This window comes from Psychrobacter luti (genome assembly GCF_014192115.1).
In the GTDB taxonomy this organism is placed as follows: Bacteria; Pseudomonadota; Gammaproteobacteria; order Pseudomonadales; family Moraxellaceae; genus Psychrobacter; species Psychrobacter luti.
Genome location: NZ_JACHXL010000004.1, coordinates 1 through 13,498 on the forward strand (window position 1 = coordinate 1; position 13,498 = coordinate 13,498).

At 42.0% G+C, this 13,498-nt stretch carries 13 protein-coding genes; 5 read left to right on the forward strand and 8 right to left on the reverse strand.

Going from position 1 to position 13,498, the window contains the following annotated elements; translation table 11 throughout:
• Positions 1 to 313: hypothetical protein (locus FHS24_RS09080; RefSeq protein ID WP_183620844.1), on the reverse strand; the 313-nt coding region annotated here is incomplete at its 3' end.
• A 16-nt stretch (positions 314 to 329) separates the two neighbouring features.
• Here FHS24_RS09080 and FHS24_RS09085 point away from each other — a divergent pair.
• Positions 330 to 908, forward strand: a complete 579-nt coding sequence (locus FHS24_RS09085) for a hypothetical protein (protein ID WP_183620845.1) — start codon at positions 330 to 332, stop codon at positions 906 to 908.
• 413 nt (positions 909 to 1,321) lie between these two features.
• Here FHS24_RS09085 and FHS24_RS09090 read toward each other — a convergent pair whose 3' ends face one another.
• From FHS24_RS09090 to FHS24_RS09105, 4 genes are all read right to left on the reverse strand, one after another.
• Entirely contained in the window at positions 1,322 to 2,725 is a 1,404-nt protein-coding gene (locus tag FHS24_RS09090; protein WP_183620965.1) for a hypothetical protein, read from the reverse strand.
• Between the two features lie 481 nt (positions 2,726 to 3,206).
• Entirely contained in the window at positions 3,207 to 4,721 is a 1,515-nt protein-coding gene (locus tag FHS24_RS09095) for an outer membrane protein transport protein (protein WP_183620846.1), read from the reverse strand.
• A 396-nt stretch (positions 4,722 to 5,117) separates the two neighbouring features.
• Positions 5,118 to 6,332 (reverse strand): OmpP1/FadL family transporter, encoded by a 1,215-nt coding sequence (locus FHS24_RS09100; protein ID WP_183620847.1) that lies wholly within the window; start codon positions 6,330 to 6,332, stop codon positions 5,118 to 5,120.
• A 235-nt stretch (positions 6,333 to 6,567) separates the two neighbouring features.
• Positions 6,568 to 6,849: a SlyX family protein gene (locus FHS24_RS09105; RefSeq protein WP_183620848.1), complete on the reverse strand. Its 282-nt coding sequence runs from the start codon at positions 6,847 to 6,849 to the stop codon at positions 6,568 to 6,570.
• A 189-nt stretch (positions 6,850 to 7,038) separates the two neighbouring features.
• Here FHS24_RS09105 and FHS24_RS09110 point away from each other — a divergent pair, with 189 nt between their 5' ends.
• The 4 genes from FHS24_RS09110 to FHS24_RS09125 all read left to right on the forward strand — a co-directional run bounded on the left by FHS24_RS09110 (position 7,039) and on the right by FHS24_RS09125 (position 12,056).
• Positions 7,039 to 8,988 carry an ATP-binding cassette domain-containing protein gene (locus tag FHS24_RS09110; protein ID WP_183620849.1) on the forward strand — a complete coding sequence of 650 codons (1,950 nt, stop codon included), beginning with the start codon at positions 7,039 to 7,041 and terminating at the stop codon, positions 8,986 to 8,988.
• Between the two features lie 539 nt (positions 8,989 to 9,527).
• A complete protein-coding gene (petA, locus tag FHS24_RS09115) occupies positions 9,528 to 10,112 on the forward strand; it encodes a ubiquinol-cytochrome c reductase iron-sulfur subunit (RefSeq protein ID WP_183620850.1) in 585 nt (194 codons plus the stop codon).
• 22 nt (positions 10,113 to 10,134) lie between these two features.
• Positions 10,135 to 11,340, forward strand: coding sequence for a cytochrome b (locus tag FHS24_RS09120; RefSeq protein WP_183620966.1), 1,206 nt, complete (start codon positions 10,135 to 10,137; stop codon positions 11,338 to 11,340).
• Complete coding sequence (locus FHS24_RS09125) at positions 11,340 to 12,056, forward strand: cytochrome c1 (protein WP_183620851.1); 717 nt, start codon at positions 11,340 to 11,342, stop codon at positions 12,054 to 12,056. The genes FHS24_RS09120 and FHS24_RS09125 overlap by 1 nt, the downstream gene beginning before the upstream one ends.
• A 259-nt stretch (positions 12,057 to 12,315) precedes the next feature.
• Here FHS24_RS09125 and FHS24_RS09130 read toward each other — a convergent pair whose 3' ends face one another.
• From FHS24_RS09130 to FHS24_RS09140, 3 genes are read right to left on the reverse strand one after another with little or no spacing between them, the layout of a single operon-like run.
• On the reverse strand, positions 12,316 to 12,531 hold the full coding sequence (locus FHS24_RS09130; protein WP_183620852.1) for a hypothetical protein: 216 nt from the start codon (positions 12,529 to 12,531) through the stop codon (positions 12,316 to 12,318).
• A complete protein-coding gene (locus FHS24_RS09135) occupies positions 12,512 to 12,763 on the reverse strand; it encodes a hypothetical protein (RefSeq protein WP_183620853.1) in 252 nt (83 codons plus the stop codon). Before FHS24_RS09135 ends, FHS24_RS09130 begins: the two co-directional genes overlap by 20 nt.
• A gap of 9 nt (positions 12,764 to 12,772) precedes the next feature.
• Entirely contained in the window at positions 12,773 to 13,261 is a 489-nt protein-coding gene (locus tag FHS24_RS09140) for a hypothetical protein (RefSeq protein ID WP_183620854.1), read from the reverse strand.
• Positions 13,262 to 13,498 lie beyond the last annotated feature (237 nt).

Here is a 13,498-nt window from a genome sequence, read left to right on the forward strand (position 1 = left end):
AACTAGTACTAATAGGCTTAGCAACATCAACTTTTGCTGAACCATTGTATACCTTGAATCCTTTAGTATTACTATTGTAAATAGCATCACTAGGGGTAGATATCTTCGCAGTGACACTTCCCTTCACAGTATCAGGTTTAGTTAAATCAGCACGAGCGGTTAAAGTATCAAAAGCGGTAAAGTTATTGCCGTTCCTGGTGTTAGTAAATTCATCTTTTCTGTCATCACTCGCTTTATTATCCTTATCGTCCCAGAATGATCTGAAACCAATCGCGTCAGCATTAGATAGAGTAAAACTTTGCACACCTGTCATTTCACTATCTACAGGATTGACCTCATTAACTGGTAGCGTTGGCGTTGGCGTTGGCGTTGGCGTTGGCGTCGGCGTTGGCGTCGGCGTTGGCGTCGGCGTTGGTGTCGGCGTTGGTGTCGGCGTTGGTGTCGGCGTTGGTGTCGGCGTTGGTGTCGGCGTTGGTGTCGGCGTTGGTGTTGGCGTTGGTGTTGGCGTTGGCGTTGGCGTTGGCGTTGGCGTCGGCGTTGGTGTCGGCGTTGGCGTTGGCGTCGGTGTCGGCGTTGGCGTTGGCGTTGGTGTCGGCGTTGGTGTCGGCGTTGGTGTCGGCGTTGGTGTCGGCGTTGGTGTCGGCGTTGGCGTTGGCGTTGGCGTTGGCGTTGGCGTTGGCGTCGGTGTCGGTGTCGGCGTCGGCGTTGGCGTTGGCGTTGGCGTTGGCGTCGGCGTTGGCGTTGGCGTTGGCGTAGGCGTAGGCGTAGGCGTTGGCGTTGGCGTAGGCGTAGGCGTAGGCGTTGGCGTTGGCGTTGGCGTTGGCGTTGGCGTTGGCGTTGGCGTTGGCGTTGGCGTTGGCGGCTTAGGCTCAGGCTTGACTATAGGAAAGACATCTTTTAAATTATAAGAAGGATCATCTGTAGTGTTACAAGCTGCGAGTATCATTGTTGTAAGCAGTACAGCACTAACTTTAAGCGGGGTTTTAAATTTTTTAGCTGTTGATACGGCCGTGATTGAATGACGGTTAGGTGACATTCTTCTTCCTCCATGGATGATTGATTGATATTCCTTTATCTACTACTGGTCATACTAATGTTTAGATAAGAACTATAGATAATCAAATTTAGTTTACAAAGTCAATTAATAAAAAACACGTTTGTTCATTGAAATAGACCTAAACGTTCACTTGAAAGATGCTAAATTTTACATGAACATTAAATTAACCCATTATCACAGATATTCTAGATTAAGCTTCTCTAACAAATCTATTAGAGAAGCTTTAAAAATATTGTATTTAAGATGTCATTATTAAATGACAAGTTACTGGCTTTGATAAGAAAGTTTCACACCGGCAATATAGCCATCATTATCTTCGAACTTACCTACAGTATATCCATTTGGAAGTTGCGCTGTCGCATCACCAAATTTGAGATATTTACCACCAACTGACACCGCCCACTCTGGGGTTACATTATATTTGACACCCCCTCCAATACTATAATAGCCTTTTACAGGTCCTAGAGAGCTAGCTGGATCGCCGGCACCAGAGTCCCAACCCACTACTACTGAACCTGCAAGCTTTTCATTGAAGCGTTTAGCTAAGCCAACATCAACCTTCCATTGATCTTCGCTATAATCTAGTAACGGTAGTCCGTTAGGTTCGGCGACTTTAGAAAATGCATTATATAAAGGCGGAACAATCGAAAAATCGCTCCATGGTACCCAGCGCACATCAAGCGTACCCAATAACTGATACTTCTCACTTAATCCGGTCTGAATATTTAGGTTAACTGATTCAGGAGTACTAATAGATGTTTCAGTAATAGCATTTGGACCTATCGCAGCTATTTGTTCTGGTGTCAGACCCATATTGCCTAAAGCAATATCCTTGAGACCAGTACCTAGCAAAGGCAAAGTTTCAGCAATATCCGCTTTATGTTTGATTTTTGAACGGTAAGTCAGCGCAGCATTTAATGCTATTTCCGGTTTACTATAGGCAAGACCGGCTGCCCAACCCCAAGCTGTATCATTGTTAACGTTTGCATCATAGCCTGTAAGTGCGGTATAAGCGTTGCCTCGTAGATGTACGTCAGCTTTTGCTTTTTGCAAAACTGGACCACCATATACTTGGAAACCATTAGATTTATAACCAACCAAACCTGTCCATGATTCAGTATGTACAGTCACATTAGTCGCATTATCATAGCCATCAGTACCAACTGAAGGATTTACTACTTCCATAGGTAAAGGTATAAAATCTGATTGAGATTCATCTTCTTTTTTACCTGGGTTGGGAACAGCTACTAACTGATCTTCATTTGCAACAAAACTATTGTTGCCTGAATGTCTTACTTCAGCACCCCAAGGCTCATCATAAAATAGACCAACACTGATATTTTCGTTGACGTCTGTTTTTACTCCATAACGCATGAAAGTATAAGGATCGTCAGTGATATTATTAATAGCATTACCTTTTACATAGTCTGACTCATTCTTCGAAAGTCCAATAGAGGCTCCTGCGTTCTGAGGATCTTTATAACCATTGTCATGACCGGTGATGTCTGTACTAATATAAGCGAAATCAACTTCTGCATAGGTGCCGGGATTAAAAAACCCTTTAATTTCTTGACCAGAACGATCAAGACCAGCGGCCTGTGTCAATGACGCAGCCGATAGAGTAATAAGAGCAAGGGTGAGTTTAGAGATAGGGAATTTTTGAGACACTTGATATCCTCCATGAATATAATAACTGGCAAATAGCTTGGTTCTAATATGTCTTATATCAGTAACTTCAGCTGATGCTATGCAATCCTTTGCCAAACGACTTTGAACTAAATCTTTAGAAGTAAGAATCGATGACTCGATCTTCACATTTCCTAAACATCAGACATTACAGCTATGTAAGATAACGTAACCGACTTAAGTATCATAATTAAAGTTGAGTCTTATAGCAACTCCATTTTCAAACTTTAAGGCAATATATGAGAGCCTATAAATTATTTACTAAGAAAAAATATTAATCGATTCAAATTAAGCTCATGATAATACTGGATATTAATAAAGAATACCATGTATTAGGCATGTTAATCGAAAAGCTCTTTTAAGGCACTTTCTAAATATATAAGTACAAAAAAAGCAAAGTAACCTGTACGGCTACTTTGCTTTTACGAACATTAGTCTTACTACTTAGCAATAGAAAACTTAATTACTTTCCTTGATAAGATAATTTCACGCCAGCAATAAATCCATCATTGTCTTGGAAATCACCAACAATTTGCTGAGTAGGTAGCTGACCTTTGGCATCACCGAACCATAGGTATTTACCACCTGCTGATACCGCCCATTCAGGGGTAACGTTGTATTTAGCACCTAGACCAACGCTATAATAGCCATCAATTGGACCCAATGATGTCGTTGGATTACCTGCACCACTATCCCAACCAACTGTACCACTGACTGCTAAAGCTGGCGCTAAACGTTTAGCAAGACCAAGTTCTACCTGCCACTGATCATCGCCATACTCAACCAGTGCTAAGCCATCAGGACCGTATGCAGGGTTATTCTTACTAACTGCATTATATAACGGTGGTGTAATATTAAAATCACCCCATGGTACCCAGCGTACTTTTGCTGTAGCTAATGTTGTTGGATTAACACCCGTCTGGAAATCAAAGTTTACTGATTTTGGCGTTGTAATTTCCATTGCATTAGTTTGAGTGGCCGCCGCTGGATTACCCGCTAACAGACCCGCTAGTGGATATGTTTCAGTAATATCCATTTTATGGTCAATCTCTGAACGATAGGTCAGTGCTGCTTTTAAAGCAATTTCGGGTTTACTATATGAAGCGCCTAATATATAACCATAATCTTGATCTGGGCTAATATGTGAAGTATAACCTGTGGCAGGTCCATATGCACTGCCACGCAATCTTACATCAGCTTGAACGCGCTGAGCAACTGGGCCACCATAAATCTGGATGTTTTTATCGGCACCAAGCTTCATTCCCATGATAGCGGTAATACTTTCAGAGCGCACTTCAACGTTAGTACCCTCAGTGTTAGAAAGTTGACCAGCAGCGTAACCATTGAGCCCTACCAAAGGAGCTACTTGTGCTTCGCCGGCAGCAATTTGCGCTTTACCAGCATCAATTTGAGGACGCAAAACGGGTTCAAGAGCTGGATTCGCCGCAATCGCTGCTTCACCTTGTCTAACTTGTTCTCTGCCTGCTGCTAATTGTTGCTGGACCCCTTTAACGTACGTATCAAGTCCTGCAGCGCTAGTAATTGTTTGTCCTGGAACTTTTCCGTCTAACTGTTGTGCAATAAGACCATCTATTGCTGCAGTAGGAGCACCGGTAAAATTATTGTCTCCAGTATAAGCAGCAGCAGCACCAAATGGCTCATCATATAAGATACCGACACTAAAAGTATCGTTAACATCTGCTTTTACACCATAGCGGAAGAAATCATAAGACTCAGCGATATCACCTGTACTGTTACCTTGAATATAACCTGCATCGTCACTAGCAACACGTCTGTTATCAAATCCGCTAACATCAGCATCGATATAGGTATAAACGGCTTCAGCGTATGTGCCATCTTGTAAGAATGCAGTGATATCCTGACCTGAACGATCAAGACCTGCAGCATTGGTCATACTGGCTACAGAAAGAGTAGCAATCGCTACAGCAAGAGTTTTTAAATGAAAAGTAGCGCGCATTGTATATCTCCAAACATCCTCATTGTTTAATCGTTGTAATAATTAACATTTAGCATTGTTACGCGAAATATAAGATTATGTAAACGACGTCCTGAAATGAATAGTAATGACTTTCTGACACTAAAACAACAATTAAAATGCATTATTTCTTGTTAATGACTGAACGGTACAAAAAACTAAATTCCTTTAATAAACAATAGTTTACTAAAATAGAATCATTAATTTTTAATTAATTATACTAGCGAACTTAAATCGGAAAATATAAGTTTTTACTCTTCAGTTAAAAGGTATTTATTATTTTATTTTCTTTATTATAAACATAAAAAAAACGACCCATTTAAGGTCGTCTTTTTATCTACAAAATATAACTTATATCAATATTAACAATTTCTAGTTTTACTTAGCTTGATAAGATAGCTTGATACCAAAGGCAAAGCCATCATTGTCTTCAAAGTTACTAACAACTGTTTTACTTGGTATTTGCCCTTCAGCATCACCGAACCATAGGTATTTACCACCAGCTGATACTGCCCAGTTCTCAGTGATGTCATATTTACCACCTAGACCGACACTGTAATAACCTTCAATTGGACCAAGTGAGGTGACAGGGTTACCAGCACCACTATCCCAACCAACGGTACCGCTAACTGCAAACTTTGGCGCTAAACGCTTAGCAAGACCCAACTCAATCTGCCACTGGTCTTTATCATAACTAACTAAATCTAGACCCTCAGCAGGTATACCCGCTCCAGCAGGTAATGTGGCTAAGACTTTACTAACATCATTATATAACGATGGCGTAATCGCGAAATCACTCCAAGGCACCCAGCGCACTTTAGCCGTAGCTAACGTAGTCGGATTAATACCCGTTTGAAAGTCAAAATTTAAAGACTTAGGTGTATTAATTTCAATGTTGCCGCTTCTATTAGTGGAAAGGCCTGCCGCAGGTGGTAAATTAGCGACAAAAGGATAGATTTCTGCAGCTTTTGTATCATGTTCAATTTCTGAACGATAGGTCAATGCAGCTTTTAAAGCAATTTCGGGCTTACTGTAAGCTACACCTGCAATCCAGCCATAGTCCTGATCAGTACTGATATTTGTAGTATAACCATTAGCAACACTATAAGCAGTTCCACGTAATTTCACATCTGCTTGTACACGTTGGGCTACTGGACCACCATATACTTGGAAATTTTTGTTTTCACCAAGTTTTGCACCAAGAATACCAGTAATACTTTCAGTACGTACTTCTACATTGGTGCCTTCACCCTTTGCATCTATAAAATCATTCTTACCGCTATAATCAGCGGCAGCACCAAACGGCTCATCATATAAGATACCGATACTAAAGGTCTCATTGATATCTGCTTTTACGCCATAACGGAAAAAATCATACGACTCTGCGATATCATCAATTTTATTATCTGAAGAGTCTTTACCACTCACATCAGCATCGATATAGGTATAAACGGTTTCAGCATAGGTGCCATCTTGCAAAAATGCCGTGATATCTTGACCCGAACGATCAAGACCTGCCGCGCTAGCGATACTAGCTGCAGACAGAGCAGCCAAAGCTACCGTAAGAGTCTTTAGATTGAAATTTACGCCCATTGTGTATCTCCAAACATCCACATTGTTTTACCGCTACACCGAACTTAGTTAGGTAGACAGTATCTAAGGGAAAGGATACTAATGTTTTTTTTACATTAAGACAACCTAAAAAAACATTATTCCTCTAATATGACCGGATAGTCACTAGACGGTATATTTATGCAAAAACTCACATATATCCTTATGATAAACAGCACGTCATACTGCCTATTAATAAGAAATGTTTTTCTACTTATTAATAGTGTGGCGGTCTATCTGCTATAACATCAAATGGCGCTACACCGCCCTCCCCATCTTGGCTTTGAACTTGTTTATAGATAAACTGCACCTGACGCTGCAAGGTTTGTATATCTCTGTCTTGACGCGTAATAACCTCATCAAGCCGTTCTATAGTAACCTCAAGATGAGACAAGTTCATCTGTAATTCAATGACCTGTGCTTGTAAATCCGCTTTGCTATCTGACTGCTCAGCTTGACTATTAGAGGGATTGTTATCTATCGAATTCAGTTCAGTCATATTATTCTCAATACCAGATGATATGGTCGTGGCCTTTGTCAAATCTTGCACATGACCGTTTAAAATAACTGTTATAAAATAGTGCTTATAAATGCATATACGCATACTACAGTTAGGTGGCAGCATGTTATACTGCTGGCAATTTTGCAACAACCCCTACCTCACTATTATATAAGCTTAAGATATTCTATGGCATTGATACATTTAAAAGACATTCACTTAGCCTTTGGCGTCGCTCCTGTTCTTGATGGCATTGATTTTGCGATTAATGCTGGCGAGCGTGTGTGTTTAATTGGCCGTAATGGCGAAGGTAAATCCACCTTATTTAAACTGATTAACGGCTCATTGCAGCCTGACAGCGGTGAGATTATCACCAATAGCAGCATGCGTGTTGCGATGCTAGAACAGGACGTCCCTGAAACCAGCGGACGTATCTTAGACATCGTGATGGGCGGTAGCCGCCGCACCGCTGATTTGCTTATAAACTATAATAAGCAAGTCGATATGTGCGCCAATGGCGATATGGACGCTTGCGAGCATATGGCAACCCTGCAGCATGATATTGATGCCGTACATGGTTGGGATTTAGAACGCGATGCAACCCGTTTGATTACCACTATGGGACTGGATCCAGAAGACGACTTATCTTCATTATCCGGTGGTCGTAAACGCCGCGTACTACTTGCCCGTGCACTGGTCACTAAGCCTGATGTGCTATTACTTGATGAGCCAACCAACCATTTAGACGTTGAAAGTATCGAATGGTTAGAGCGTTTCTTATTAGATTGGCAAGGTTTGACCTTGTTGTTCGTGACCCATGATAGAGCATTTGTGAATAAGCTCGCCACCCGTATCGTTGAGCTTGATCGTGGTCAATTAACGAGCTATGACGTCACCCAAGGCGCTAAAGGTTATGCCCGTTATCAAGAATTAAAAGAGCAACAGCTACTCGCTGAAGAAAAAAACAATGCTAACTTTGATAAAAAACTGGCACAAGAAGAAGTTTGGATTCGCCAAGGTATCAAAGCTCGTCGTACCCGTAACGAAGGGCGCGTCCGTGAGCTAAAAGCCTTACGCGAAGAGCGTAGCGGTCGCCGTGAGCAAGTCGGTAACGTCAATATCACTATGGGCGAAGGCGAGAAAAGCGGCAAGCTGGTCTGTAAAGTTAAAAACTTGCATCTGGAATATGATGGCAACGTCTTAGTCGATAACTTTAGCACCATGATTATGCGCGGCGATAAGATTGGTATCGTTGGCCCCAATGGCGCTGGCAAAACCACGCTGATTAAAGCCTTACTCGATATGTCTGACGATGAAGTCACCAAGACAGGTACGGTTGAGCTTGGCACTAATCTGAAAATTGCCTTTTTTGATCAGCTGCGTGATCAGCTAGACCTTGAGGCCAGTGTCGCGCAAAACGTCTCAGAAGGTTCAGACTTCGTCGAAGTCGGCGGTCGCAAGACGCATATCATGAGCTATTTGCAAGATTTCTTATTTGCACCAGAACGTGCACGTACGCCTGTCAAAGCCTTATCAGGTGGTGAGCGTAACCGTGTGCTACTTGCCAAGCAACTATTAAAGCCTGCCAACATTCTAGTACTTGATGAGCCAACCAACGATTTGGATATGGCCACCCTTGAGCTATTAGAAGAGTCTGTTAGTAGCTTTAACGGCACTATCCTGCTGATTAGCCATGACCGCTCATTCATGGACAACGTCGTCACTTCTACTTGGGTATTTGACCAAGATGAAGAAGGCAAAGGTATCGTCAAAGAGTATGTCGGTGGTTATCAAGAATATTTGGTACAAAAAAACCGTGAAGAAGCGGCTAAGGCTAAGAGTGCTAAATCTTCTAACGATAATGCTGCCAATAACAAATCTAGCAATAAAGCTGCGGTCGCTGCAAAGCCTAATGCAGCTGTTAAAAAGCTCAACTATAATGAGCAGCGCGAACTTGATAATTTACCAAAAGAAATCGCCGCGCTAGAAGCTGAGCAAACTCAGCTAGAAGAAAAGCTGGCTGACGGTTCGTGGTTTACAAAAGATATTGAAGCCGCTACTGCTGCTAGTGAGCGCTTATTGGTCATCGAAGATGAGATGATGATTAAGCTTGAGCGCTGGCATAATCTTGAGAGCTAGCATTTCTAGTTAGCATGAAAAATACAGTACTACAGGCTTAGTGTGAATCATGACGGCCTTACTTTTAATGGTTATGCCTTTAATAGCTATCTTATTTAAAATGCACTATTAAAGGTAGGCCGATTTATAAGTATTTCATTTTAGTAAGTAGAGTGGTAATAAATGGCCAACGGCTACTTACACAGTAGTGATGTGCTGAAAGTTAGTGAACATTGTCTGAATTTCAAGTATCATTCGCTATTGCTGAATATCCTTATTAATTATAAGGTCATTATTCCTATAAGCCTTGTTGCATACCAGCATCTGTTAAACATTGATAAGTAAGGTCTTTTAGACTACCTACCTTGTTTAACGTTGTAGTGTGCCCTATCAAGGTTGCTTTATTTTTAACACAATAATTTATTTTATGACCGAAATAGCTTAGAATAGCAACAATTAGCAAAATTAGGCACAGCTAACGTGGCTTGATAATTGTAATTTTTCTAAGCCACAAACCCAGTGTGGGATAATCCCATTTCATTCACCTGGAGGAAGTTTTAATGAGCCATGCCGAAGGCGTTAACGTACAACGCCGTAGAGTTCTTATTGCCTCGACTGCCGTAATTGGTGCAGCTGGGGTAGCTGCTGTGGCAACACCTTTTGTCCGCTCTTGGACCCCAAGCGCTAAAGCTGAGGCTGCTGGTGCGGCAGTGACCCAAGATATTGGTTCTATCGAAGCAGGACAAATGATTGTCGTCAAATATCGTGGTAAACCTATCTTTGTGGTCAAGCGCACTGAAGAGATGCTGACCACGCTTGAATCAGTAAAGCCACTATTATCTGACCCCGATTCTGATGCATCTTTGCAACCTGAATACTGTAAAAATCCTGAACGCTCTATTACGCCAGAAGTATTGGTGGTAGAAGGCGTCTGTACGCATTTAGGCTGTGCACCAAACTACCGTCCTGATGTTGGCGCCGCCGATTTAGGTGGTAATGATTGGTACGGTGGATTTTTCTGCCCATGTCATGGCTCTAAATACGATTTAGCGGGTCGTGTTTATAGTGGTGTTCCTGCACCGCTTAACTTACCCGTCCCAGAGTACAACGTGGATGGTACCATCTTGACGATTGGGGAGGCTTAATATGAGCATGGGTAAAAAGTTAATGCATTGGGTGGACGCGCGCTTTCCTGCGACTGAAACCTATGAATATCATATGTCAAAGTACTATGCACCAAAGAACTTTAACTTTTGGTATTTCTTTGGCGTGCTATCTATGGTCGTACTAGTCAACCAATTGGTGACTGGTATTTGGCTAACGATGATGTACAACCCAAGTGCCGAAGGGGCATTTGCCTCTGTTGAATACATTATGCGTGATGTTAAAGGTGGCTGGCTCATCCGTTATATGCATTCGACTGGCGCGTCTGCGTTCTTTGTCGTAGTATATTTGCATATGTTCCGCGCCTTGCTATATGGTTCATACCAAAAACCACGTGAGCTTATTTGGCTCATCGGTATGGGTATTTACCTAGCATTGATGGCAGAAGGTTTCTTCGGTTATCTACTTCCTTGGGGCAACATGTCATTCTGGGGCGCACAGGTTATCTTAAACTTACCTGCTGCACTGCCTGTGATTGGTGATGGTCTTGCTGAATGGGTACGTGGTGATTATATTATCTCAGGTATCACCCTAAACCGCTTCTTTGCCTTGCATGTGGTCGCTATTCCACTTGTACTTGTTGGCTTAGTCTTTATGCATTTAGTGGCTCTGCATCATGTTGGTTCAAACAACCCGGATGGCATCGACATTAAGAAGCTAAAAGATAAAAATGGCGTACCATTAGACGGTATTGAATTCCATCCGTACTACACTGTGCATGATATGGTTGGTATTGTTGTCTTCTTTATCTTGTTCTTTGCAGTAGTGTTCTTCTTCCCAGAAGGCGGCGGCTTCTTCCTTGAGCCACCAAACTTTGAGACAGCGAACTCGCTAAAAACGCCTGCGCATATTGCGCCAGTATGGTACTACACACCTTTCTATGCCATCTTACGTGCGGTTCCTGATAAGCTTGGTGGTGTTATTGCAATGGGTGGTGCGATTGCCGTACTGTTCTTAATTCCATGGCTCGATAGATCTCCAGTACGCTCGATACGTTATAAAGGCATCTTATCTAAGATTGCGCTTACTATCTTTGCGATTAGCTTTGTGGTACTAGGCTACTTGGGTGCAACACCTGCAACCCCGACTGCGACTATCTTGTCACGTATATTCACAGTTCTATATTTCTTGTTCTTCTTATTGATGCCGTTTTACACTGCCATTGAGAAGTGTAAACAGCCACCAGAACGCGTTACCGGAGGTCACTAATGAGCACGCTAATTAAATCCCTAGCTGGTCTAGGCTTAGGCGCGGCATTAACCTTGACTGCTGGTAGTGCACTGGCAGCAGGCGGCGGTGGATGCGGTACTTTCACCAATGCTGACGGTGTGGTTGAACACTTAGCTTGTAGCACAGCCCCTATTGATTTTACCAATAAAGGCTCGCTACAAAACGGTGCGAAAATCTTTATGAACTACTGTGCCGGTTGTCACTCCGCACAGTACGTTCGCCACTCGCGCATTGCTAAAGATTTAGAGATACCACCTGAACTGGTCGAGAAGTATTTGATGGTCACCACCGATCAAATCGGTGACCATATCAATGCTGAAATTGACCCTGAAGTCCAAGCATCATGGTTCGGCGCTGCTCCTCCCGATTTGTCTCTTGAGACACGTCTGCGCGGTGATGATTGGGTATATACGTACCTGTTGTCATTCTATGAAGATCCAAGCCGTCCTTGGGGCGCTAATAACTTAGTGCTTGCCAACGCTGCGATGCCTCACGTCTTGCATAATATGCAAGAAGAGCTGAGTGCCGATGAGTTTGAATCTGAGGTTGGTGACTTGGTTAACTTTATGGCGTGGATGGCTGAGCCTGTTCGTCATGATCGTCAAGTGATTGGCTTCTTTGTGATTTTATTCTTATTAGTATTACTGATTCCAGTTTACTTATTGAACAAAGAGTTCTGGAAAGACGTAAAATAATGAAGTATTAAATACTAAGACTCAATAATAAAAAAGGCACTACTTCGGTAGTGCTTTTTTATTGTCTTAACTAGTTGATTTACTTATTAATAATAATATATTATCAGTGTTTGGTAGCCGTTTTGGTAGCCAGTAGCTTTAATTTTTGGTTACTGGTAGCCATAGGGTGGTCTAATTGTTTAGGACTTGGCAAGCGGTGACCGCTGCCATATGCATATTTTTACTGGAGCGTAATTAAAAGTTTAGCTCATTGACTTTACTAGCACACCCTTTCAGGATTGCGAGCATCAACCATGTTTATCATGATTGATACTGGTTTCACCTCATCACCATCATTAACGCCTTTATCTAATCCCAATAACTTAGCTTTGCTCATCGTAGCGGTGACCATAGCAGACGCTTGCCCATTGGCTTTAGCCGTCAATCTAGCTTCATCAAGCTCAGTCACTAACTCGTCAATACTCATCTTGTGCATGGCTTATCCTTTTTGGTAGTAACTGGTCATCGTTTGCTAACTCATTCATTAGGTCACTAATTGACTGCACAGCATCGGCATTTACGTCTTTGATGATCGGCTTATCTAGCCCTAGTAACTTAGCTTGGCTAACGGTTGCCATGATTAAGGCGTTTGGGTTTCTATCCTCAATCGCTATCTGCTTTGCGAGCTGTAAATCTTGGATCAAGTCGTTAATGCCAGGTAGTCGCATCTCTTAGCCTCAATGGGTGCAATGTAATTTATCAAGTGTCGCTTGCCATACCTTAGCTGTTAGCTGCTCATGCTCACTTACTAGCCTATTGTACGTGCTCTTATGCATTCTTTTGGGTCGTTCACCTATGCCGTATGCTATCCCTGCTTGCCAGCCTAAACGCTGTCTAATGGTATGTAAGCGACTGAATAGGCGGTCAATAGGTTGCTGTAGCTGTGATTGATAATTAGCACCAATACAATGTCTGCATACGTAAGTAGCAGCAAAATATAATACGCTTGTACGCTTTGAGCATGACGGGCATAAAAACCAATGACGATGACCGCCATAGTTGCAGGGGGTTTTTGATACTTGGATAGAGTAGTTATAAGCCTTGCCACGATATTGATAACTAAAATCTAAAAAAGGCTTATCAGCTTGTTTTAACTGTTGACGGCATGCTGAGATATTAATCTTTGAATAGTCGCTAAGGCTGCGAGTAGTGGCAATGGCTGGCATGATGATCTCTAATTGTTATCTAAATCATTAAGCAGTTTATAACCATAATTGTATCATGGATTAATTTTTATCTATAATTCTAGCTAATTAACACATGCATAAATCTTTGATTTTTGCTATAAACTTTAATACTGCACTTCCAAAACTGACGAAACTAAATGATAGACAATAAAAAAGACGCTATTTTTTAATAGCGCCCTATTCTTTGATTATAAACAACCATCATTATAGTATTAA

Excerpts from the sequence above, each read along its gene's own strand:
- FHS24_RS09095 (WP_183620846.1), bottom strand. The coding sequence starts at position 4,721 with ATGCGCGCTACTTTTCATTTAAAAACTCTTGCTGTAGCGATTGCTACT.
- FHS24_RS09100 (WP_183620847.1), bottom strand. The coding sequence starts at position 6,332 with ATGGGCGTAAATTTCAATCTAAAGACTCTTACGGTAGCTTTGGCTGCT.
- FHS24_RS09105 (WP_183620848.1), bottom strand. The coding sequence starts at position 6,849 with ATGACTGAACTGAATTCGATAGATAACAATCCCTCTAATAGTCAAGCT.
- FHS24_RS09110 (WP_183620849.1), top strand. The coding sequence starts at position 7,039 with ATGGCATTGATACATTTAAAAGACATTCACTTAGCCTTTGGCGTCGCT.
- petA (WP_183620850.1), top strand. The coding sequence starts at position 9,528 with ATGAGCCATGCCGAAGGCGTTAACGTACAACGCCGTAGAGTTCTTATT.
- FHS24_RS09120 (WP_183620966.1), top strand. The coding sequence starts at position 10,135 with ATGCATTGGGTGGACGCGCGCTTTCCTGCGACTGAAACCTATGAATAT.
- FHS24_RS09125 (WP_183620851.1), top strand. The coding sequence starts at position 11,340 with ATGAGCACGCTAATTAAATCCCTAGCTGGTCTAGGCTTAGGCGCGGCA.
- FHS24_RS09130 (WP_183620852.1), bottom strand. The coding sequence starts at position 12,531 with ATGCACAAGATGAGTATTGACGAGTTAGTGACTGAGCTTGATGAAGCT.
- FHS24_RS09135 (WP_183620853.1), bottom strand. The coding sequence starts at position 12,763 with ATGCGACTACCTGGCATTAACGACTTGATCCAAGATTTACAGCTCGCA.
- FHS24_RS09140 (WP_183620854.1), bottom strand. The coding sequence starts at position 13,261 with ATGCCAGCCATTGCCACTACTCGCAGCCTTAGCGACTATTCAAAGATT.